The 22,601-nt window shown below is 29.6% G+C and carries 21 protein-coding genes; 1 reads left to right on the top strand and 20 read right to left on the bottom strand.

Translation table 11 applies throughout. The features are described from left to right. Position 1: 1 nt before the first annotated feature. The gene (locus V6246_RS00650) at positions 2–3,226 is read right to left on the bottom strand and encodes an ATP-binding protein (protein WP_341558516.1); all 3,225 of its coding nucleotides are present in this window, start codon (positions 3,224–3,226) and stop codon (positions 2–4) included. Further along, entirely contained in the window at positions 3,213–4,112 is a 900-nt protein-coding gene (locus V6246_RS00645) for a DUF4007 family protein (RefSeq protein ID WP_341558515.1), read from the bottom strand. The genes V6246_RS00650 and V6246_RS00645 overlap by 14 nt, the downstream gene beginning before the upstream one ends. 155 nt (positions 4,113–4,267) lie before the next feature. Between V6246_RS00645 and V6246_RS00640 the strand changes: the two genes are divergently transcribed. After that, the gene (locus V6246_RS00640; RefSeq protein ID WP_341558514.1) at positions 4,268–4,444 is read left to right on the top strand and encodes a hypothetical protein; all 177 of its coding nucleotides are present in this window, start codon (positions 4,268–4,270) and stop codon (positions 4,442–4,444) included. 306 nt (positions 4,445–4,750) lie between these two features. Here V6246_RS00640 and V6246_RS00635 read toward each other — a convergent pair whose 3' ends face one another. The 18 genes from V6246_RS00635 to mnmE all read right to left on the bottom strand — a co-directional run bounded on the left by V6246_RS00635 (position 4,751) and on the right by mnmE (position 22,537). After that, positions 4,751–6,142 (bottom strand): ADP-ribosylglycohydrolase family protein, encoded by a 1,392-nt coding sequence (locus tag V6246_RS00635; RefSeq protein ID WP_341558513.1) that lies wholly within the window; start codon positions 6,140–6,142, stop codon positions 4,751–4,753. After that, on the bottom strand, positions 6,126–6,788 hold the full coding sequence (locus V6246_RS00630) for a hypothetical protein (protein WP_341558512.1): 663 nt from the start codon (positions 6,786–6,788) through the stop codon (positions 6,126–6,128). Before V6246_RS00630 ends, V6246_RS00635 begins: the two co-directional genes overlap by 17 nt. Before the next feature lies 1 nt (position 6,789). After that, on the bottom strand, positions 6,790–8,328 hold the full coding sequence (locus V6246_RS00625; protein WP_341558511.1) for a hypothetical protein: 1,539 nt from the start codon (positions 8,326–8,328) through the stop codon (positions 6,790–6,792). 9 nt (positions 8,329–8,337) lie between these two features. Then, positions 8,338–10,257 carry a DarT ssDNA thymidine ADP-ribosyltransferase family protein gene (locus tag V6246_RS00620; RefSeq protein WP_341558510.1) on the bottom strand — a complete coding sequence of 640 codons (1,920 nt, stop codon included), beginning with the start codon at positions 10,255–10,257 and terminating at the stop codon, positions 8,338–8,340. 79 nt (positions 10,258–10,336) lie between these two features. After that, complete coding sequence (locus V6246_RS00615) at positions 10,337–11,290, bottom strand: HipA domain-containing protein (protein WP_341558509.1); 954 nt, start codon at positions 11,288–11,290, stop codon at positions 10,337–10,339. Beyond that, positions 11,287–11,604, bottom strand: a complete 318-nt coding sequence (locus V6246_RS00610; RefSeq protein ID WP_341558508.1) for a HipA N-terminal domain-containing protein — start codon at positions 11,602–11,604, stop codon at positions 11,287–11,289. The genes V6246_RS00615 and V6246_RS00610 overlap by 4 nt, the downstream gene beginning before the upstream one ends. Beyond that, positions 11,576–11,818 carry a helix-turn-helix transcriptional regulator gene (locus tag V6246_RS00605; RefSeq protein ID WP_341558507.1) on the bottom strand — a complete coding sequence of 81 codons (243 nt, stop codon included), beginning with the start codon at positions 11,816–11,818 and terminating at the stop codon, positions 11,576–11,578. The genes V6246_RS00610 and V6246_RS00605 overlap by 29 nt, the downstream gene beginning before the upstream one ends. 519 nt (positions 11,819–12,337) lie before the next feature. Beyond that, on the bottom strand, positions 12,338–12,703 hold the full coding sequence (locus tag V6246_RS00600; RefSeq protein ID WP_341558506.1) for a hypothetical protein: 366 nt from the start codon (positions 12,701–12,703) through the stop codon (positions 12,338–12,340). A 659-nt stretch (positions 12,704–13,362) separates the two neighbouring features. Continuing rightward, entirely contained in the window at positions 13,363–14,403 is a 1,041-nt protein-coding gene (locus tag V6246_RS00595) for a hypothetical protein (protein WP_341558505.1), read from the bottom strand. After that, the gene (locus tag V6246_RS00590) at positions 14,400–15,374 is read right to left on the bottom strand and encodes a hypothetical protein (RefSeq protein WP_341558504.1); all 975 of its coding nucleotides are present in this window, start codon (positions 15,372–15,374) and stop codon (positions 14,400–14,402) included. Before V6246_RS00590 ends, V6246_RS00595 begins: the two co-directional genes overlap by 4 nt. A 315-nt stretch (positions 15,375–15,689) precedes the next feature. Next, a complete protein-coding gene (locus V6246_RS00585) occupies positions 15,690–16,694 on the bottom strand; it encodes a DUF5712 family protein (protein ID WP_341558503.1) in 1,005 nt (334 codons plus the stop codon). Then, complete coding sequence (locus V6246_RS00580) at positions 16,672–17,232, bottom strand: BfmA/BtgA family mobilization protein (RefSeq protein ID WP_341558502.1); 561 nt, start codon at positions 17,230–17,232, stop codon at positions 16,672–16,674. The genes V6246_RS00585 and V6246_RS00580 overlap by 23 nt, the downstream gene beginning before the upstream one ends. A gap of 370 nt (positions 17,233–17,602) precedes the next feature. Continuing rightward, entirely contained in the window at positions 17,603–18,229 is a 627-nt protein-coding gene (locus tag V6246_RS00575; protein ID WP_282148412.1) for a hypothetical protein, read from the bottom strand. 63 nt (positions 18,230–18,292) lie between these two features. Further along, entirely contained in the window at positions 18,293–18,736 is a 444-nt protein-coding gene (locus tag V6246_RS00570; RefSeq protein ID WP_341558501.1) for a helix-turn-helix domain-containing protein, read from the bottom strand. A 107-nt stretch (positions 18,737–18,843) separates the two neighbouring features. After that, positions 18,844–19,131, bottom strand: a complete 288-nt coding sequence (locus V6246_RS00565) for a helix-turn-helix transcriptional regulator (protein ID WP_282148414.1) — start codon at positions 19,129–19,131, stop codon at positions 18,844–18,846. A 119-nt stretch (positions 19,132–19,250) separates the two neighbouring features. Further along, positions 19,251–19,856 (bottom strand): hypothetical protein, encoded by a 606-nt coding sequence (locus V6246_RS00560; RefSeq protein ID WP_341558500.1) that lies wholly within the window; start codon positions 19,854–19,856, stop codon positions 19,251–19,253. Positions 19,857–19,858: 2 nt separating this feature from the next. Continuing rightward, positions 19,859–20,989, bottom strand: coding sequence for a site-specific integrase (locus V6246_RS00555; protein WP_341558499.1), 1,131 nt, complete (start codon positions 20,987–20,989; stop codon positions 19,859–19,861). A gap of 150 nt (positions 20,990–21,139) precedes the next feature. Continuing rightward, complete coding sequence (mnmE, locus tag V6246_RS00550) at positions 21,140–22,537, bottom strand: tRNA uridine-5-carboxymethylaminomethyl(34) synthesis GTPase MnmE (RefSeq protein WP_341558498.1); 1,398 nt, start codon at positions 22,535–22,537, stop codon at positions 21,140–21,142. Positions 22,538–22,601 lie beyond the last annotated feature (64 nt).

Raw genomic sequence — 22,601 nt, 5'->3', positions numbered from 1 at the left:
ACTAAATATGCATTTCTTTTGAGAGCAGCTCAATTAAAAGCTCTTTCCTTTTAGCTTCATCTAACTTGTTAATTGTTTTGCTTATATTTTGCTTGATGGACATAAATTCTTTGGAGCTATTTGTGTCTACAACTAATGATTTATCAACAAATTCTCCCGTCTCACCAAAAAAGCGAATAGAGTATAATGTCCCTTTATTTGAATTTTTATTAAAATTACGAATTTCTGAAGCTTTTATTAAGCCTAAAGACAAATCTTTTATTGTATCCATTAATAATGGTTCTTCTTCGTCTAATAGATCTTCAAGACCTTTTCCTAAGGCTGCATCTGCAACAGATTTAATCCAGCTTATCCTATCATCTAAAGGAGACATCAACCGTTTGTAAAAAACACCTTGAACTTTACCTAAAGTCGATGGATTAATTTGATTAATCTTAGAGTTAATTTCATTTTTATAAACTTCAAACTCCCGAGATGAGCAATAAAGTGACTCTATAATAACCTGTTCTACCCTATTAAGCAATTCATCATAAGCACTACGTATTTCCCTAATAGCATCTTGTATATGGTTTGTAAATGAATTAAGAACCTCTACATCCTCTTTTATTGCTAATGAATGGAAACCTAAAGCGGTAGGAAATAAATTAAACAAGGCATCCTCAGGGTCCCTTGAGGTAATAATTGCTTCCCTTAACTTAATCGCCTTAATAGATAATTTGTCGGTTTTAAGAGTATAGTTATTTAATCCTCTTTGAAACCTTAAAAAGTTTCCGAAAATAGATAAAAAAGTAGATTGAGTTCCTTTAGAAGTAGAATCACCAATTTGAACTAACTCCTTGTAACTTTCTAATAAATTAACCTTTAACCCTGAAACATCATAACTTTTTACTAAGAAGTCTTGTGGTTTTTTATGGATCAAATCTATTGTGTCTTCTGTTATAAAGGGAACAAACCCTCCATTAGAATGAAACAAAGCATAATCTTCCTTTTTAGCTATCAAAAAGAGCGGTACCCAAAAGTCAATAAAGCCTTTTTTGAGTTTATAGGGTTTTTGCTCCAATAGCTCATAAAATTCAAGTAAATTTCTTTTATTGGACAAAGTACTTTTTAGAAAATCTTCAGACTCCTGCCACAGATTATATAAGTAAGACTTTTTACTTGGTTTCTTTAACTCATAATAACCTAATTTTTTATTTTCTTGATGTATTCCTGAATCCTTTAATAAACTAATATAAATAGCTTTTTGAGGAGGAAATTTATCATTAGGAAAGTCTAAGTTTTCTAAGTGAACATTCTCCAATAAACTTCTTATCAAATATTTTCTAGCTGTACTAATAGGCGTGCTTAAAAATTGCTTATTTATAAGTTCATTGTTAAATACTGGTGTTTTTTCGTAAATAGTGTAACATATCTCCGTTAACCATTCATAAAGTTTATGCTTACTTACTATAAGCTCAGCTTTACCATTATTAATCCAGATATTCTTATCATTATTAAACAACTTATTAATTACAAGATTTTCTAGCTGTTGCAAATGAAACTCCCTTTCAGAATTTAAAAGTTTTAATGCGTTTTTATCGTCTTGATGCTTTTCTAAAAGCTTATTAAATTTTAGAATCATTAAAACCTCGTTTCTAATCTGAAAAGAGTTCTTATACAACACAAAAATATTAGAAATAGAATCTTTTGATTTCTTTTTAATATCAGAAACTTTTAAATCTTCAAAAACCAAGTTAATATAACCATCTATTACGCCCTCTGCTTCTGTAACTTCATTATACGAGTCAAATATTCGGTATTCAAAAAAACGTCTCGTCCCCGTTTCAAAAGAATATCTTTTAACGAGTATAACAGGCAGATCTACGAGCTCTTTAATTTCATTGGCAATAGAAAAATCAGGATTAATTTCTCTACTAACAGTAATTAATTCTTGTTCTAAATCTAAATCTGTTCCTTCTAAAAAATTTATTTTATTGCTATGCTTATAAAATCTAATAATACCTGCTCTTTCCAGTTCATCTAAAATAGGTAGGACATCAGAACCTCTTGTTAGTTTAAAATATCTAGCTATAATTTTTTTATCGAAAAGCCCCCCTACCTTAGAGAAAATATTAACTAATCCTATGGTTTTTATTACTTCTGAAACCTTTAAGTAATCTTCTTCAAAAACTAACTCAGCTCTTTCTAACGCTCTAAAGGTAGTTAGCCATTGAGCTCTATGAGGATTATCGGAACTATTAATTTCTGTTGACAATGTGTTTACTAAATAATCATACACATTAGAAACAGAATAAAAATTTTCTTTTAAGTGCTTAATCGAATAATCTGTATCATCATTTAAAAATGAAAATAAAGATCTCTCATTTTGCCCATAACGCTGAAGAGAATTGACTAAAACATTTGATGACAACCAATCTAGTGGATATAAAGAATCACTTAATTCTTCATTAACTAATTTGTTGTGACTTACTAATTTCGAATTCTGTATAAGCTTTAATAAGTTCTTAAAATCTGATTTATTTTTTACAGGAATAGAGAACTCCTTTAGTTTTTTACTGGCAAAATAAATAAGTTGTTCTACAGGTTCGTTAAAAACTAAATCTACAAATCGTCCTTTAACTTTCTCCCATTCTAACTTATCTTGATTAGACAAGCTATTACCATAACTTGAAAAATTTTGATGCAACGTAATAATAAAATACGTGTCATTTGAATCATCATTTGCCCACTCGGAAATTTGCTGAATTAAAAATAATTCATCAGCAGATTTATTCTTTGAAGCATATTCTAAAAATTTACCAAACTCATCTATTATTAATACAACACCTTTTTTGCTTGCAAGAGCTTTTACCCTCCTCTTTTCCAAAGCGCTAATTATTCTAGAATTATCAACTTCCCCCCTAAGATTAAGTTCTTTACCTAATACATTTAAAAGAGAATTATTCTCGCCTATTATTTTTATAAATTCAAAATCTAATATACTATCTTCTTTGGGGGTTAGGTCATTAAAAAAGATTTTTTCTTTATTTAAATTTTTTTCAAGAGCCCAAAGAAATGTTGATTTACCTGTACCGTAGTTACCTATTAAGTTAAACGATTTATTAGCACCATAATTATTTATAAAAATCCTATCAAAAATTTCCTTAGTGTTAGGGGTTACTACGTAATCTATTTCCTTAGATTCATCCCTAACTATATTGGTTGAAATATTATTACTGTATGTCATAGTGTCTTTTCAACATTATATTTTTAAAATTCTCTGAGCTTTTTTTCATTTGTAACTGTCTAACTCCTGCGTCATCTTTATAAATGAATTCATTGTTTTCTTCACAAAGCTTATCTATCAGAGTTTCTAATCCTTCATTAGATAAACACAGATAAGAACCAATTTTCTTTCTTATTTCATCATAAGTAATTGATGTTTCATTTTTAAATTCATCTAATATGCAATACCCGAAAATCTCACAAGACACGCTGTCTTGAACACCTCTGTTTAACCTATAAATAGTTTGGTTTGCTGCATTCTTTCTTCCCGTATCTGACACTAGATTCAAGCTCAGCAACGGGGCGTTAAAATCATCTTCTACGGTTTTTTCATTTTTAGCAGGAGAAACATAAGTTCGAATAAAAACCTTAAAATCAGAATTAAAAGTTTTTTCAGCTACTTCTTTTACCCCCTTCTTTATAAGAAGTCTATTAACATAATTAAAAATTTGATATTCAGAAAAATCCAAAGTAGCTTTATCTGAAAAATAACTTGAAAATATTAATTTAAAAATTGATGAATGATTAGTTTTGCACAAATAATATTGTAGTAACCACAACGAGCCATCATTTTCCAAATAAGGGTCTAATTTATCTTCTAGAAATAGTAAATTAGCAAAACCACTTACATTATCATCTTTACTTAATATACCAAAAGCTCTTAACCAATGATTAATGGATCTAACCATATTTTTACCAACGCCTAATAAAGGAATAGCTTCATTTCCTCTAAAAACACATATACCACCTTCTTTTTCAACTAGTTGCGCTCCTTTCAAAACCCACTGTTCCTTACAATGAAACGTATCATGCCCCGAAAACCTATAAGATTCTTGATCTGAAATCATTAATTTTTAATATAAATTTAATTAGTAGTGCAAGATAATATATTATATTTATCTAAATGGATGAACTCATCCATTTAGATAAATATTTATTTCGAAAACCACAAAAAACCACACAAACACCTGTTTGTCAGTTGTTTAAATTAAAAACTAAAAATATGCCTAATAATAAAGAAAACAAGTTATGGGTTTCAAGCAAAGACGCTATGAAAACTACCAAAATTAAAAGCTGTGATTTAATGCATTATAGAATCCAAGGAAAACTTGAGTTTAAAAAGCGTGGTAACGCTTATTTCTATTCAAAAAAAAGCTTAAATAATTTAGAAAAAGACTAAACACAATATTAGGGTAAATATTATTTCAACTATATCAGACACGAAAGTAACAAAAGCGAATTATTATCTAGAACATTTTTTTCCTGCTCACATCAAATTTCAGAGGTTTTTCTGAAAGTAACGCATTTATAAAATTTTGTGGTAAACTTTTTTCTAAATGAGATAATCTATTTAAATCAAACTTAAAACGAGGCCGGTTTGGAATAGCATTTAAATGCACACCTCTACGATTTACTACTTTAAGTCTATTCTGTAATTTAGAAAATAAACTACTAGTTATCAGTATTCTAAACATTTTAATATAATTTAATTTTCAAAAAAGGTTTCAGCATTATTGGATTTAATATCTAGCATTTTTGAAAACTTACAAGACTGACCACAATTAAACTCAACATCCAGGATGAGATTGTACTTACCTGACGTTAACGTTTTTTGTCGATCAATTTTAATAATTACTCCTTCACCCAAAGGATTGAAAGTTATTTTTTCATTCAATTGATATGAATCGTTTTTAATATCGTTCAAGGATTTCATTTCAAAAATGACTTCTTGTTTATTGATTTTTTCAAAACCCCCTTTTGAAATACCATATAACTTTTCTGCCATATTTGACAAATACATTTCATCCTGTACTTGGCTCCATTCCTTTGGAACACAGTTACCTTCATATAATACACCACAAAGTCCACCTGCAAAAGCGGCAATACTATCTGTATCTGCCCCAATAGCATTTACAGACGAAATTATTGCTTGTTTAGGATTGTTATAATGCTTTATAGACAAATAAATTCCGGCAATTACAGTAGCTACACCAGAACCTTTAGTCTTTGGATCAAAACAACCAAATTCAGTTAAAGCATCCGTTTCATTGTTATTATTTTTAATATTTAAATATACCGACCTTAATGCTATTAAAACTTCATTAACTGTTTCATTATATAGCGTTATAAAATCTAATGACCATTCTGAGTTCCATTTATCTTGCCAATCTGTATATTTAGAATTGGATAGAAATGAAGTATTATATTGTTCTTCTATATTACTCCCTAAATCTGTGAGATAATCTTTATAAGAGAAATCCAGTAAATTTTGTTGTAACATTTTATTGACAGCAAATCCATATAAAATTGCTCCAACGAGAGCTCTTGGATGTCCATGTGTTATTATACTATTTGAAAAAATTTCTTCTTTAATAATCTCTGGTTTACCTCTATTTGCCAGTGCAATTGGTAGAATACGCATTGCAGCACCGTTTGCTCCACTTTCACGATAATCTATTTTGTTCTTACCAGCAGAAAAAACGAAGAAATTATTGTTCCAATCTGCAGATTTTCGAGATATTTTTTTTGCTGCATTTTTTATCGTGCGACCTGCACCTCTAGCATAACTAAGCCAAGAAGTTAATTCAATTTTAGAAAAATAGACATTATCAACTCTTCCGTCTTCATTAATTGCTCTTGCAACAGCTAAGAGTAATTGTGTATCATCTGAATAAGCACCTTTTTTAATTTTATCCAAATACCCATTAAATCTTCCACCTACATATTTTTCCCAATCTTGAAAACTTGTAACTTCAATATTTCCATATTTAGTATTTATGCTATCTTTTGACTTTTCAAATTCAGTAATCCAACCTAAGGAATCACCAATTGCAGATAAAAGGATACTATTTTTATACCTATTAATCATTTTTTGCATCTATTTCTCCAACTTTGGGTATTATTTGAATTAAAAACCTTTTATTCTTTCCTTCCAAATCACCTGTATATCTCCCTGCCCCAAACCAACCGCTACCTGCTAAGACAATTTCAAACATATCTTCATTAAAAATGATTCCCTTTGATTGCCAAAAATTATATAACGCCTTTGCTCTATTATAACTTAAAATATATGTACCGTCTATTCGGTGTGCTTGTTTATTTTTATATATTTCCGAAGGAGCAGAATAACGAGCAGCCATTCCTTCAATAATTACTAAATACTTTATACCTTCCTGGTTCTCTGGCATTTTATCTGCTAAATCTCTTAAAGCTAAACCTGCTTTATATAATTCGTCCTTATTAGCTTCAGGAATTCTAGAAATTCCAGAACGAAATAATACTTCTAGCTTTAATTCATGTCTTTTATTAACCTCATCATATTTAAAATACGTTTTATCTAGACTATTTATTGCTTTTTTTATCTCTTGTAATTTCTCAAATTCAGCTAACTTTAATTTTAGCCTACTCTGTTCATAGCTCATTATTGAAAAAACCAATATAAATAGAACTAACATTACAAAAAATAAGCTCGTCATAAGATCAGAATAACTTAACCAAAAAAAATCAGTTTTCTTTCTACTCATTTTATTCTTTTTTCGATTCGCTAATACTCATTGCTAACTTTTCAATAGCTATTTTAATCTCAACAAGGTTTTTATTTACATTAATCAAGCTTGCATCATCAGAAAGTAACTTCGTAACCACTTCCAAACCACTTTCAATATTCTGCTGATGAATATGCGATATCTCAGCATATGAAGAAAATTTTGTAAACAACTGCTCAACGTATCTAAAGTCTTTAAAAAACTCTTTATTAGATTCAAATATTTTTTGAAGTCCGTGTTCTTCAGCCGAAATATAACTTTTTAAAGAATCAGCTTCCGCTTCCACATAATCCGAAAGTTTTGAAAAAAGGTTTACTATATCTTGGTTTAATATATCAACTGTTTTTCTCCATTGTTCATTATAAAAATCTTTTTGATCAATTGTCTTACTCGATAATTCTTTTAACTTATTTGTCAAAGCACTATCTATAACATCTATTGAATTTGTAAAAGCGTTCTTTCTAACTTCAACTTCTGAAAAATGACTTTCTAAAAAGGTTTTAAACTGATGATAAAAATCTGAAGACTCAATAATATGTTCAGACACTAAATTTAAATTGTTATTAAAGTTTCCAAAATCTGAAGTAACTTTATTGTATTGCTTTAAAATACTAATAGATGCATTCATATTAGAATTTAAACCTTCTTGATATTTTTGAAAATCATGAAAGTCATTAGTAGATTTATTGACTTGTTCAAAGGTTTTTACAATTTGATTCGAAAGTTTATTTAAACCAACTTGTTGAACAGCATCTAAAAAATCCTTTTCCATTTTTAAATTTTCATTTAACAATGAAAAACTATCTTTATAACTTACTAAATTTTCACCAAATTTATTATTGAAATGATCTAAGTTACTTTTTAAATTACCTAAACTATCAGACACATCTCTAGAAAGCTTTGGAAGTAATTCGCTTTGAATAAAATCATAAAATTTATTTTTATCCTGTTCGTTTTTATATAAGGCATTTTTATAAAAGAAAGCAGAATTTACTAATGTTAATATTAATCCTGCTGCACTTGCAACCATAGCTGTAATTATACCGTTAATCAATAAGCCTAAACTTTCCGTTGAGATTACTGAAATGCCGTTTTCATCTACTGGAAAATCTAAAAAACTTAGACCATAAATAACACCAAAAAAAGTCCCCGCTAAACCTAAAAAAAGAGGGGTTGATACCGTACTGTTTATACCATTAATAATAGAATCTATATGTCTTTCTGTAATATCTTTTATAATATTAAAATCAGCTGCACTTCCTTTATTTTTACCTAAATATGAGTTTATTGATGAAACATTCTCATTAAATTCATTCGAAGAATCGTCATTGATTGAAATATAATCAATAGTCATTTCTTCTGATGAACCTTCAGAAAACTTTACTTTTTTATTTTTGATTTTGATTTTTTCTTTTGATGAAAAATATTTTTTTAGTTTTTCAATTCTAAGAAATGTTCTTATAAAAACATATACTTGTATCGAGATAACCGTAATTATAATCAATAATTCTAAATTCATTTTCTTTTTTTAAAGGTTCTTTATATATTTTGTTTCAATATGTTCTTCAACCATTATTTCTGCCTGATAAAAAGGTTTTTCTTCAACTGACAAGTTAAATTGATTAGGCTGTTTTACAACATAAAATTTTATTTCGTTTCTTAAAAAACTTAAATCATCTCCTTCTAAATGACCATTACTAGTTGCATTCATATTGGAAAACAAAGTATTTTTGAACGTTGCTGTTTCTATATCAATTGTAAGAATTTTTGGAGACCTTATACGACCATCTCTAGAAGCCACATATTTCATAGGGTGCTCTTTTACAAATGATAACCTTACAAAGTTTTCGAGGCTATATCTCTCATCTAAACTTCTTGAAGTATAATCACCTCCTGGGTTACTTATTTCTATACCATTTTCTTCACAATAACTCCAAGAATAAAGACCTCCATTTAACCTTATTGAGCTAATATTTGATTCATCTGTAAAATGATAAAAGCATGTAATTCCTTTACTTCTTAAAAAACTTAAAATCCCCTCTTTTTCTTCCTTATACTTCTCTAATTCGGTTAAACGTATCTTTTCTTCTTTCGCTTTCTTTTGTAATAATTTTTGCTTCTTTTCTTCTAAATCTTGCTTATGTTTTATCTCTCTAATTCTTTTCTCACAAAATTCATTATCTATATCTAAACTCAAACAATCTTTAAAAATTCTGATACAATTAATCAAATCGTTATTCAAATAAAAGTTTTCTGCTTTTTCTACATTCTGCTTATACTTCTTTTTTACCTTTTTGTGTTTGGATTTTGATTTATCAAATAGATCTTGTAAGTTTTTAATTTCAATTTCTTTACTATCAAACCCCTCTATAATTCTAACTAGTGTTCTATTTGCTTTAATGAAGTTTTTATTATTTATTTCAACAATAAAAATCTCTTTTTCTACTAAGAAATTTTCTTCCTGTTTTTTTTCATATTGAATATGAGCTCTTATTTCTTTAATCTTTTCGTTAATTTCTTCAATGTTTATATCATATAATTTACACTGGTTAAAATTCTTCAGTGCATTTTGATAATCTTTATTCAGCATTTGAACACTTGCTCTTTCAAAAACTTTATTAAATTCCGCTTTTTGTTTTTCAAAATGAATCTTTAACCTTAAAATTTCATCTTTTAAATCGTTAACTACTTTACGTCGTAAATGGTTTATAGACAATGCATACTTTAATTCCTTTTCTGCTGAATCAAAATCGTAATTTCCAATCAAAATTTTAGCTCTCTTAATAGATTTGTCAAATTTTAGGTTTTGAATTCTTTTCTCCTCTTTCTTTTGAAGCTCTAATCGTTCAATTTCTTTTTTTCTTTCACTTTCTTTGAATAGTTCAATTAATGAATACTTCGAAATATCGTTTCTCTTTTTAATAATGGAAACTTTATCACTATCTCTGAGCTCTTTAATAATTATTCTGTTTTCTTGAAGGACCTTAACAACGGCTTTACCTGCGTGTTTATTTGTAATTAATTCCTTTTTAATATTTATAAGAGATTTTGTAGAAACTGATTGAGGTGTATATACTTTCTTTTTTTGAAGTTGTAGATTGGTTTCCAATAATTCTAATTGATAAGCAAGCTCTTCCTGATTGAAAACACTTATACTTTTACGATTATTATTTTGAATACTATGCTTTTTTTTAATTAGTGCTTCTTGAACTTGAGACAGCTCTGAAACTCTACTAGCTGTGCTATCAATTTTTCTAATTACCTCCTTTCTTTCCTCTATCTGATCTTTAACAATTTCGCTAATTATCTCCTCTGTTACCTCTATTTGCCTTGTAAATTTTTTTTCTTTTTCCTTGCTTACAGCATTAGAGCTAGTCTTTTTTCCTTTTCTAAATAGAAATGAAGACCAACTCGTTATTTTTAGAAATATTTCTTTAAAAAAATTCATAAATTTCAAATTTCAACAACCACATAATTGACTATTGTTTGGTAGAATTCAATAATATTATAGTTTGATATAGCAATTTTTAACTTACACGAAGTTCTAATTGATTTGATCTATTTTCTATTAATTCTTTTAACGTATTTTTATTTTCATCCCTTAAAAAACTATTGTCAATCAAATTATTCCAGTTTTTCATTCCTTTTTCAATCCGTTTCCAAAGGTTTTTAATTGCTTTTTCCGGTATGTGAGCTTTTAACATGGCTTCATTAAAATCTTCACGTTTCAATTTTCTTTTTTTACCATTAAGGTTTAAAGCTAATTCTTCCTGATCTTCTGGAATTAATAATTTCACAGCTACCATATCATAAGCAGGAGACAATTCGTAATGTTTATTATCGTTTGCTATTATCGAAAAGTTTTTTAAATGCATATCATTATTTCCAAATAGGAAAGATACAATCACTTGCTGATAAAACTTTACGGTTTCCAGTAAAGGGTTTTGAGTATACCTAAGAATTCCTTTTGCTATTTGCTCGTAAGAACCACGGTATTTATGTTCTGTTAGGCGTTCTGTAAATTGACAAGCATCTTCCATGGGGTATTTTTCGCCATTAGCATTACGATCTATACGTTTAGTTAAATAGGCTAATGATCCGTCTTTTAATGGAATTAGTAAAAACGGTACTGTTGCTATACCACAAGATTGTGTGAGTAGCATAGACAACGCCTCAATCTCTGGCATTTGTGGATATAACTGAAACGGTGGTTTTAAAATATATCGTCCGTTTAACGCACCTACGATTGTTAAACGACTTTGAGTATTTTCTTCTGTAAAACCTAGTGATAATTTGGGTTGTACACCTGTAACAATAATACGTTGTGCTACGTTTTCTTTTGCTAAATCTTCGATTTGAGATAACTCATAATCTAGTTCTAGCACAGGTGTATCTTCTTGCCAAAAATGTGCAAGACATTTTGGGTGATAATTATTGTCTCCTTTATTTAGTTTTTTATGACAGGCTAAGCAATACTTCATGTTTTCTCTATAATGCTAATATTACCAATGCAATCTCTGCATGTAGTTAATAATAACCCCATACGATCTCTTGGGTTTATTTTCCAGTTTTTGTGTGCAATGTCTAATAACCATCCTTCAGGAATTAATCCATCAAAAAAGGGAAATAATTGTTCAGATATAAAAGGTTCTTTTTGTAATGGCAGTGTTACGCTAATTTGTATCGCGTTTTCGTCTTCTAAGTATGTTTTTTTATACTCAAAATTATAATCATTGTCATTTTCAGTTAAGGTAGCTGCCAGTGTATTATTTACCCATATTTCGCCTTGTCTCATCGCTTATAGGTGTTGGAGTTAATGTGTGTCCGAAAAATAAGAGTACTTGATTTACTTTATCCGACATTAGATTTGGTTTTCCTTGTTCAAGTTCGCGTACAAAACGCAATCCGACTCCTGTAAAGTCAGACAACTCTACTTGCGTCAGTTTTGCTTTTTTACGTCTATCCCTAACAAATTGGGCAATATCGTTCTCTCTATCCCAGTTATTCATACTATACCTTTATGGGTACAATATAATAAAATATATTTATATTATACCTTTAAGGGTGTATATTGTATTTAAAATCAAACTTTACACCTTTAAAGGTATAATTTTTAAAATAAACCTAAGCGGAAGATGTCACAATACCTAAAATAGGATGCTATTTTTGGATTTTAGAGAGGAAATTATTTTTCATCCAAAACCAAATCTCTGAATTTTCCAAATAGTCCAACATTAGTTGTAGTTTATCTAACGTCTTTCCAATGACATCCTTCTGGAATTTCGAATCTATGAAATTCGGATAGGGAGGCGTACTCTATATCTCCTTCTGATTCCTACAACGCTTGTTGATATTCTTCATCATAAACATCGGATAAACGTTTAAAAAATAATAAAGAATATATATTAAAATCGGAAGCAGCTACTGCCCTTTAAGAATCCAAGCAGCTTTAGATAAATATTGTTCTAGTTGTGATAAAGTTAGTTTTTTTTCATATTTGATGAAGTACTTTGTGTAGTCTCATTTTATTAAAGAATTTGATAATTACGTTTATCTACCATTTGCATAATACCTGCATGTTCAAACAATTTACCAACTGAATGTACATTGCATGGTTTTGCCTTGAGTTCTCTCGGAAAATTTGTCTCAAAAACAGCTCTATTGTAGGTGTTGTTATTCCGTTTTGTAGCTTCGAAAATTGTCTCTAACATGTCTAGAGGAATATTTACAGAAGTATTTGTACCTACTTGTACTCTAAATCCTTCTGAATTATTATAGTTTTTACACTTATAAGGCGGAATCTCTCTTACTATTTTGAAGTTTTTTTCTGGGGTTAAATGTAAATTTAAACCAATCTTGGCCTTTAATAATGGTAATGCTTCATTCCATTTCATTAATCTTATTTTTTCTAAAAATAACGAATTACCTTGATATATTTATGGAAACCCATAATTATAGATTAACTAAAGTTGAAGTTTATTCTGTTCTTTTAATCTCTCGGGTCAACCACAATACACTTTTTTTTGACTAAAAGATGCTCATACTACAAAATCCATATCTACTTGTTATTTTGCCAAAACAATCATAAACCTCCATTCCATAGCATTAAAATTGGGGAAATTTACTTGTAATTTTAGTACATAAAAAACATGAATACTAATAACTAAAATTAAGTAGTATTATTCAGGTGTTTAAGGGACCAGGAGTTGATTTGGGGATTTTAAAGAAGTCTCTATTTTGATATAATTATACAAATGTCTAATTATACTTTTGTACAAAAATACACTTGTATAAAAATATATTTATATCTATTAAAAACGAAGGTAGATTATAATGAAATTTACTCTCGTTCAAGATTTGATGGTAAAGCTTACCCTTGTTGTTTTTCCGATTTAAAAATCAGTTGATTTTTCTATACTGTATTAATAATCAACTGATTTTTAAAATGAGCCTTAGCGGCAGCGGTCACGAATAGTTTGTGTTTTTATATAAAAGTATAAACATACAAACCTATAAGTATATATTTATATTTAAAAAACATCAGTGTCTTTTATCACTTTTCAAGCTTGTTTTTAAGGTATATCGTAGGGTTACTTTTTATACCATAGAACCTGTACGCATTTTCATACACCCCTTTCTCTACATTATATATTTTCATTTCATTACCATCTTCAAAACCAGTATACTCCAAAAGAGAAGTTTTTTCCAGATAACCCAACTTTCTTAGGTAAACTTTAATTTCTGAGAGACATTCTATTTTTAATATTTCTTTTGAATTTGTAAACCTATAATCCTTTAATATCTCTTTAAATTTTGACTCTAATGAGCACTCAATTTTATTGGATATATCTATTCGTTTTTTGGTTGTTTTTACTATAAATGATTTTTCAAAATCTATTATTCGCCCGTCATAGATTTTTTTTTCTCTATCCGATCTCGGGAAAATATAATTATATAATCGATATTCTATATCTCTAAACGTGTTCCCTATTTTCAAAAAACCCGAATCTTTAAACACGAGAACATAGAAAATTTCAACACGTTTATTTTTTTCATCTTCCCACTTTTGTCTATTTAATGCATATCTTCTTTGCTTAAGTCCAGAGGGAGTAAGTTTGTTAGTTCGTCTAAGGTAACTAGTATTATTTATGGTGCCATAAGCTACTTGACCTGAATCGTTAAAACAGGTATTAAAATATTTCCAATCCCTACCATGTAAATCGTCCATATCTTGGACAAACTTATTAAGTAGTTCTTCTTTTGTTATTGTGTATTGTCTTGGATTTGAAGGCTCCGACTTTAAATACAATTCACAATCAATAAGAAAATCATTTTCTACGATACAATCAAAATTCACTTTCTCAAGTTCTTTAGAACGTAATCGTTTTGTTTCTATGGTGTTAGAAATTTTACCATAGGGGTTACCTGTGTCTGAAAATTTGGCTATAAAATATTTCCAATTATCATTGTATTCATTATATAATTCATCAATAAATTTTGTCATTAAAAATGACCATTTCATCGTACGTTTTACGCATATGCCATTTTTTAAGATAATGGAGCACTCTATATATGAGTCTAAATAAGTTTTCATAAATCTTCAGGTTTTATATTGGCCAAAAAATCTTGAATCCCCTCTTGAAGCGAAATAGGTAAATTAGAAATAGAAGATTGTTTTGGAGCTCGATATATATCGTCTGTTGGAACTAGTGTTAAATACAGACTGCCATTTGCTCTTGGCCAAAATGCGAAAGTATACTCAACATCAGCTTCAATTTTTATTGGATGTTTAAACGTTACTAAACCTGCGTGTTGTGGACTATCAGGATGGTTACCATTATGGTTTGCAGTAAGTTTAATTTGTAGTTTACTCGTTTCTTTTGTTTGAAGCACAACGGGGCCTTTTGTCTCGAGTATAGGCTCTTCATATGTAAATTTATCTTTTAACCTTGGTAGATAAGCCAAATCGGTTACTGTATTACTATTCTCAATTCTTTGAAGTAAAATTAAGTCTATAGACTCTAAATAATAGAGTCCAGAAAACAACTGTTTGAAATTTCGGTTGCCTGGTCTTTTTTCATAATGCTTTTTTAGGTCTTGAAAATTTTTAGTAAGACAGTGATGTAACAATTCTTTATTGAAGAGCGATAAATTCTCGTATTTTTTTTCATCTAATGCCTTTTTGAACCTATTTCGTAATGCTCCACGCTCTGCCTCAGCTTTTATTGCTTCTCTGCTTATTGCTGCTTGTTTACAAGAGGAACACTGAAATGTGCTATAGAATTTACTAGCCTCGCGTACCCTTTGATTAAATTTAGTTTGACTCTTAACTTTGAGCTTTTTTATTTCGTTACATTCATCACACTCCAATTCAAACTCCAAGAATGAACTTTGAAAAATAATTTGATTAAGTGCGTGTTGTCTTAAAATATATTTTTTCTTGATCTGGGCAGGTTTGTTTACAAACTGATTATGGCCATCCAATTCCCAATATAGAATGGCTATTTCTTTAGATTCTACAGAGCAATCTTCTAAATACTCCACGTGTACATTTTTAATTCCCATAATGTTAAGGCATAAAAAAGCGTGGAACTGTAACTTATCAGTATAGAGGTCTCGCCAGAAACCTTACCCCAAATAAGAACAGCCCACGCCATAGACGTGGGCGTCTTACTTTTGACCTTGGGGTAATTCAAAACTGGCGAGTTCCTATATCCAAATCAAAAGCTAAACGCTTTATATTTTTATATTTATTTAATTTTTATCTATATCTATTTTTCATTACTTAATCCTACAAATTTAGGAATTATTATTCAGGAGAGCGCTCCTAACTCATTCATTATTTATCTTTAGCTTTAGCTTTAGACAATATAATCCTTTTTAAAATCTAAGTCTTGTTCGACTTCTCACTTTCTCAATCTTTGGCTCCCTCTCAATTTCCTTGTTTTCCTCGTTCAATTCTTGACTATTTGTTTTTTTAATCAGTTGGCCCTGCTCTTTTTTAGCACCATTATTTAAAACGAACTTCTTATTCTTTTCTATTTTATTTATCTCTTGAGTCAATAAATCCTTCTCCTTTGGGGTACCGTTCTTTAAAATGTTTTGATTTTTAAATCTTTCACGTTCCATTCTCTGGTAGTTAAAAAGATTGTCGAAGGTTGTTTCATTTTTGTCAATCCATTTTGCTCTATCAAAACCAACTTGATATGAATTTCCTCCAATAGTTCTTTGAGTAGACCGCTCTTTAGTCGTTGGGTCTAATTTTAGACGCTGTGTTTTGTCTTTTCTACTTACAATTACATGAGCGTGAGAATTAAGACCAGGCTTATAATCTCCGTTTTTAAACAATCCTTGCATTACTTCGGAATCTGTGCCTTTAAACTTCCTGAAATGCTCAATTTTAGCATAATAAACAAGATCTCTCCCTGTCTGCAACCCTTTTGATTGACGATTAAAATTTATAGCATAATTATCCATTGCTTTTTTTACGTAATTTTTTAAATGCTCATTATATATTTCAAGCTCTTTTGGGTTTAATTGCCATACGTCATCAATTTCAGTTTTCTCGGTAGATAAAGAAATAAGGTGTTTCAGCTCTTTCTGACTGAAACTAATTGTAGGTGCAAAATACTTCGAGTCATTTTTACCTAGTTTTCTTTTGTTTCTATCAATACCATCAATGACTTCAAGCAACCCAATATCAGATTTGTCATGGTTGAAAAAATCTTGTCTTCTATTTTGAAAATCTCTGATTTCTTGTAAACTATTATGTTTATTAATTAATTTTTCTAACTCTCGATTTTCTTTATCTAAGTAATTGACTAATGCGGAACAACTTCCAGTGTTTCCTGCACCTAATGTGCTATGAGGTTTGCTTATCGGCATTTTTAAAGATATTTTTTATTCTATTGAAAAATCCTGATTCATTTTGGGCTTGAATTAAATTATATATTTCAATTATAGCTTTTTCCTGCTTTATTATTTCTCGTAACAAATCACTCTTTAAATTCAATTGCTGTTCCTCAATTTTTTTTATACTTATTTCTTGATTTGCTATTTCTTCAATTATTCTGTCTCTTCTATTATTTCCAAATCCATTCAAACTATTTAGTGCCTCGATAAGATTAGTATAAACATTTTCAATTTGCTGTTTTTGATCCTTAGAATTTTCATAGATATCTTGACGCATCGGTTTCAAAATATCTCGTTCTTGAACTTTCAAAAATGAGACTAATCGCTTATCAAGTTCTTTTAATCCTTTTGAAGGACTTTCGTTTTTAGAGTCTGTTGGATCAATGCCTGTTTTCTTAAAATACATAATCATCTCTTCTACTAACTTGTAATAACTAAGCCTATTAGATTCAGAAAGTTTCTTAAGTTCTTTATGATGTAGGGGCGATATTAAAATGCTTTTTTTAGTCATTATATAATGTTTTACACTGAAAAACAGATGGTTATACGTTTTATTATAATTTCACTATATTTTTATATAGTTTTAAAACTGCGGTTATCGCAGTCATATCAAGGTTTTAGCCCCGCAGGGCAAGTAGAATAATAGGGGCTCTGCCCCTGTTCTACTTGCTATTTCTTCGGCATACACCTTAATAATAAAAAGGCATTTTAGAGAAATAATATCGTTTTTAGAAAAAACACAATTAATCATTCTTTTGATTAAATCAAACTTGCAACTTAGAGAACGGTAAAATCCATAGGTTTTTCTATAGTTTAAAACAATAGTATTAAGTAAATAAAATTTAGTTGTAGGCTTTTAATTTGTTTTATTGACTTAATATTTATCTTTTCGATTCCCCATTTAATTCAAGTAAATTAAACATTTCAACAAATCTATCTTCAACTCTAGAACCATAACGTTGCTTAATTTGTTCAATATTGAGATTTGATGTTATGTGAGTAATTGTGCCTTTTCTGATAAATTCGTCATATCGAGATTGCATAATTTTTTTAAAAATATCGTCTTTACCATAAACAAAATTGTTATTTGCTTCAACTTCAGCACCCAAATCGTCAAATAAATATCTACCCTTAGAATAATTTTTGGTAACAAAATCTTTTTGCTTTTCAATATTAAATTTTTCAACAACCTTGTACGTTTCAATTATTGGAAACCAGAGCGATTTCAAATGATACTTTACCGAAATGTTTTGAATAATTTTAAAACTTGATGATTTACCTGTTCCATTTGGACCACATACGTAAAGTCCTTTTGAGAGGTCTCCTAAATGCTCAGATTCAAAACTTGGGTCGCGTGCAAAATATTTACAAATAAGATTTAAAAATATGGCGTTATTTTCATCAACTTGAAAACTTCTATTTTTTAAACCGTAATAAATTTTCGCTTCCTTGTTAAATAAATTTTTCAACTGATTAGTTGTAATACAACTCTGAATTGTTGACTTCATTTTTTTTGCCTTTAAAAAATCATTTTTCCAAAAAGTTATTGCTCCACCTACCTTCATTTTTTTTTATTTTAAAACACGGCTACGAGTTAATTTTTTAAAACTTTTATTTTCATTCTTTAAAGAAATATTTAATTTACTATTTAAAGTTATAGTATTATCATTCAAAATTTCTTGTATAGGCCTATTCAAATTTATTTGCATAGGCTTATCAAAAATTGTTATATACCTATTCAAAATTTCTTTACTACCCTTTGCTCGATAAATATGCCTTTGGATAAACCCACATTCTTCAAGATTTTTCAACCAATTATTTATGGATTGTTTAGACACATCATAGAGTTTTTCAAAATAAGAGTTACTTGCATAACAGAAACCAAGTTTATTTGTCAATGCTGTTATTTCTGCATACAGTAATTTTGCGCTTGGACTCAATCTCTTATCATATCTTACTGGTGCAACTAGAACAGCGAAATAAGCAGGCTCAGAATCTTTATTGGTTGAATTCATTGTTAAAAGTTTTATCAGCCAAAGAATTTCGTATTTTTACTTTCTAGAACAAAATACATTTGACCATTTGGTTAAATTAATTAGCATTGTGCGCCAACACAATGCTTTTATTTTTTTCTAGAATTAATATAATCTTGAGCCTTATCTTCTATTTGAGAAATAGATTGACTTTTATTCTGAAGTAACCAGGTATCGATTTCAGATTTTTCAAAAAATAAAGTTTTTCCATTTGGTTTTGAAAATGGGATTACATTGTTATGTACAAGCTTATAGATATATGAGCGCTTGTAACCTGTGTAGTTTATTAAATCTTCTACGTTGAGGATTTCTTTAGTTGAATCTACGATTAGTCTTTCTAATCGATTCAGTTTTTCTAAAATTAAATGATTTTCCATTGCTATACTTTTATAGGTTAACGATAGCAAAGGTTATAAATGTAAACAGAAAAAAAAATAAGGGAATTAAGGGGCACCACAAAAGGGTGCATATTCCTTTAACTTTAACTTTTCATTAATTATTCGATTGGATAAACCTTATCAAATGCTTTTTTAATATTTACGAATTTCTTAAACTCGCCATTGAAATAAAAGCAATCAGCCAGAAAATACAAGAATTTATTTCTCAATCTAGTTGATTTTGAAAAATCTAAAACATAAACACTATTATATAACTCAAAAAGACGCTTATATGAAAAGTCTTTTCTTCCTTTATCATTCCAAGAAATTGGCTTTGAGGGTACTTTAAAATCTAATACCAAATTAAAATCTTCATAAGAGCAAAATATAAAATTACCAAAACGATACTCTTCATATAAATTCCTAATGTCAATATTTTTTCTTTTAGTCAACCATACTATGTTCCTTGAGGTATCTGGTATTTCAATTAATGTCGAACCGTGTTTAACTAAACCTCTATTTAACATTCTTAAATAATGTACTTCTTCATAGCAAAGTGATTTTATATAGGCAGTTAAAGAGGTTTCAAGCCCTCTTTCTGTAATTAATACAGACCTTACCTCCTCTTTTACTATGTTCTTAATTTCTGCGAGTATTTCATCAGAAATTTCAGATTTGATTTCATCTTTTAATTTACCCAAAATCTTATTTTCAATATTATCCATGGTTAAAACTTTAGCGTTGGAATTAAATTAGAAGCCTCTCTCATTTTCTTATCTACAATCTTGGCATAAATAGCTGTGGTACGAATTTCACGGTGTCCAAGACGTTTGGAAACCGTATAGATGTCTGCTCCATTTTCTAATAACAGTACGGCATTGGTATGTCTAGCAGAATGGAAAGTGATGTGTTTTGATATGCCTGCACGATTGCACCAACGCACTATTTCATTATTATATACCGCTGAATACTTTAAACCCACAAAAACCCTGTCTTGTGGCTCTTTCCTTTCTCCCAATAAATCCCTTGCTTGTTTTGATATATAAAGGTATTCCACGCCATCTGTTTTTTGCTGCCTGAAATTAATTCGAATTACATCTTCATCTTCATCCCTAACCTCTGACCAGATCATAGCATTAATATCCGACCACCTTAAACCTGTTAAACATGAAAATAAAAAAGCCCTTTTAAGAACTTCATATTTACAAGGTGTATTAGACAAATTCTGTAATTCTTTAAATGTAAGATACTCTCTTTGACTTTCTGCTTGTTCAAAAGATTTAGCCTGAGCTGCATAGTTAATAGACAAATACCCCTCATTAAAAGCCAATCTTAATGAAGCCTTAAATTTATTAAAATAGGAATATTTGGAGTTTAGAGCTAGAGGTAGATCACTTTTAGTACGAGCTTCCTTATCGAAGTAATTACGAACTCGTTTTACAAAAGCATCATCAATCTCTTCAAAAACAGTACCCGGAGCAATATGACGTTTTAAATGAACCAGTGTAGCAGTCCAGTTACCATAATTATTTTGACTATCACTTTTTTCTTCCGCTTTCTCTATAAAGAAATCTAAAAAACGCCGTTTAGACTTAGCTGTGTTTTTTAGATTAAAGCGACCTTGATAAAATTCAGCTTCTCTAATAGCTAAAATTTTCTTAGCTAAAACTAAAGTTTCTTTATTTTTTTTCTTTTCACCCGGATTTGTTGGGTCTCCATAAAGAAACAGCTTTAAGTTTTCATTTTCTCTAATATGTCTTCGCTTACCCTCTGGCGTAGTTTCGGAACCTTTGTAATATTCAATTGACAAACTAATTTTACCACTTGCCAGTTTACGCTTTTTCAATGTTATCTTCATAAAGTAGTACGTTTGTACTACACAATAAAAAAATGTAGTACATATGAAGTAACAAATATAAGAACAAAGCTAATGAAAAGAAAAATAAAAACACTCTAATTAACTGATAATAAAGGAAAAGACACTAAAAGAAACGAGAGAAAACACATTTTACTTCCCGATACAGAAATTAGCAAAAATATTCCCCAATAAATCATCATTAGTAATTTCTCCGGTTATTTCACCAAAGTAATATAGTGCCTGACGAATATCTATCGCCATTAAATCTCCAGATAAACCAATTTCTAAACCTTCTTTTACTTTCCCTATTTCTTCAAAAGCTTTTAGAAGCGAATCGTAATGTCTGGTATTAGTAACAATAGTATCATTATTTCTCAATGCGCCTGTATTTACGAAGCTTAAAAGTTTATCCTTTAAAGCTTCGACGCCCGTACCTGTTTTAGCGGAAAGCAGATGAATGTTTTCAATTTCTGCCTTAACGATATCTACTTGCTTTTCATCAAGCTTATCTACTTTATTAGCAACAATCAATAATGGTTTTAACGGATATTTATTTTTAATTTTTTCTATTTCAATTTTAAAAGATTTTAGAAAAGACGTTTCCTTAAAGTTGCTACTATCAGCCAGAAAAACAACAACTTGAGCCTGATCTATTTTTTCAAAAGTCTTTTTAATACCTATACTCTCAACAACATCGGTTGTTTCTCGAATACCAGCCGTATCAATAAAACGGAAACCAATACCTCCTATCGAAATTTCATCTTCAATGGTATCTCGTGTGGTTCCTGCAATTTCCGATACTATGGCGCGTTCTTCATTTAAAAGGGCGTTTAAAAGCGTAGATTTACCTACGTTTGGCTCTCCAACAATAGCAACCGGAATTCCATTTTTAATCACGTTACCAACCGCAAAGGAGTCTATCAATCTTTTTAATACAAATGTAATACGTTCGGTTAAATCCTTAAATTGTCCTCTATCGGCAAACTCAACATCTTCTTCTGCAAAATCGAGTTCTAATTCTATTAAGGATGCAAAATTTAAAAGTTCTTCACGCAACTTTGCTATTTCCGAAGAAAAACCACCACGCATTTGTTGCATGGCTATTTGATGAGACGCTTCATTATCACTCGAAATTAAATCGGCCACAGCTTCTGCCTGACTTAAGTCTAATTTCCCGTTTAAAAAGGCACGTAAAGTAAACTCACCAGGCGATGCCGTGCGGCAACCTTTCCTTATAAATAATTGAATAATTTCTTGTTGAATATAATTAGATCCATGACACGATATTTCTACCACATTCTCTCCTGTATAAGAATTCGGGTTTTTAAAAACAGACACCAAAACCTCATCTATAGTGCGTTTGTTATCTATAATATGCCCTAAATGAATGGTATGCGTTTTTTGCGTTAAAAGCGACTTGTCACTTTTAACAGATCTAAAAACGCTGTCCGCCATTGTAATGGCATCTTTTCCGGATAATCGGATGATAGCAATGGCTCCTGCTCCAGAAGGTGTTGCTAATGCTACTATAGTATCGTCGTTTATCATTTGGCAAAAGTACTAAAAATGGAAATGTTTACGGATATAAGTTTATACTGAAATTAATAGGCTT

The organism is Algibacter sp. TI.3.09, from assembly GCF_038154905.1.
In the GTDB taxonomy this organism is placed as follows: domain Bacteria; phylum Bacteroidota; class Bacteroidia; order Flavobacteriales; family Flavobacteriaceae; genus Algibacter.
Note: the sequence above shows the minus strand (reverse complement) of the source record. Positions and strands in the feature narration are given on the sequence as shown.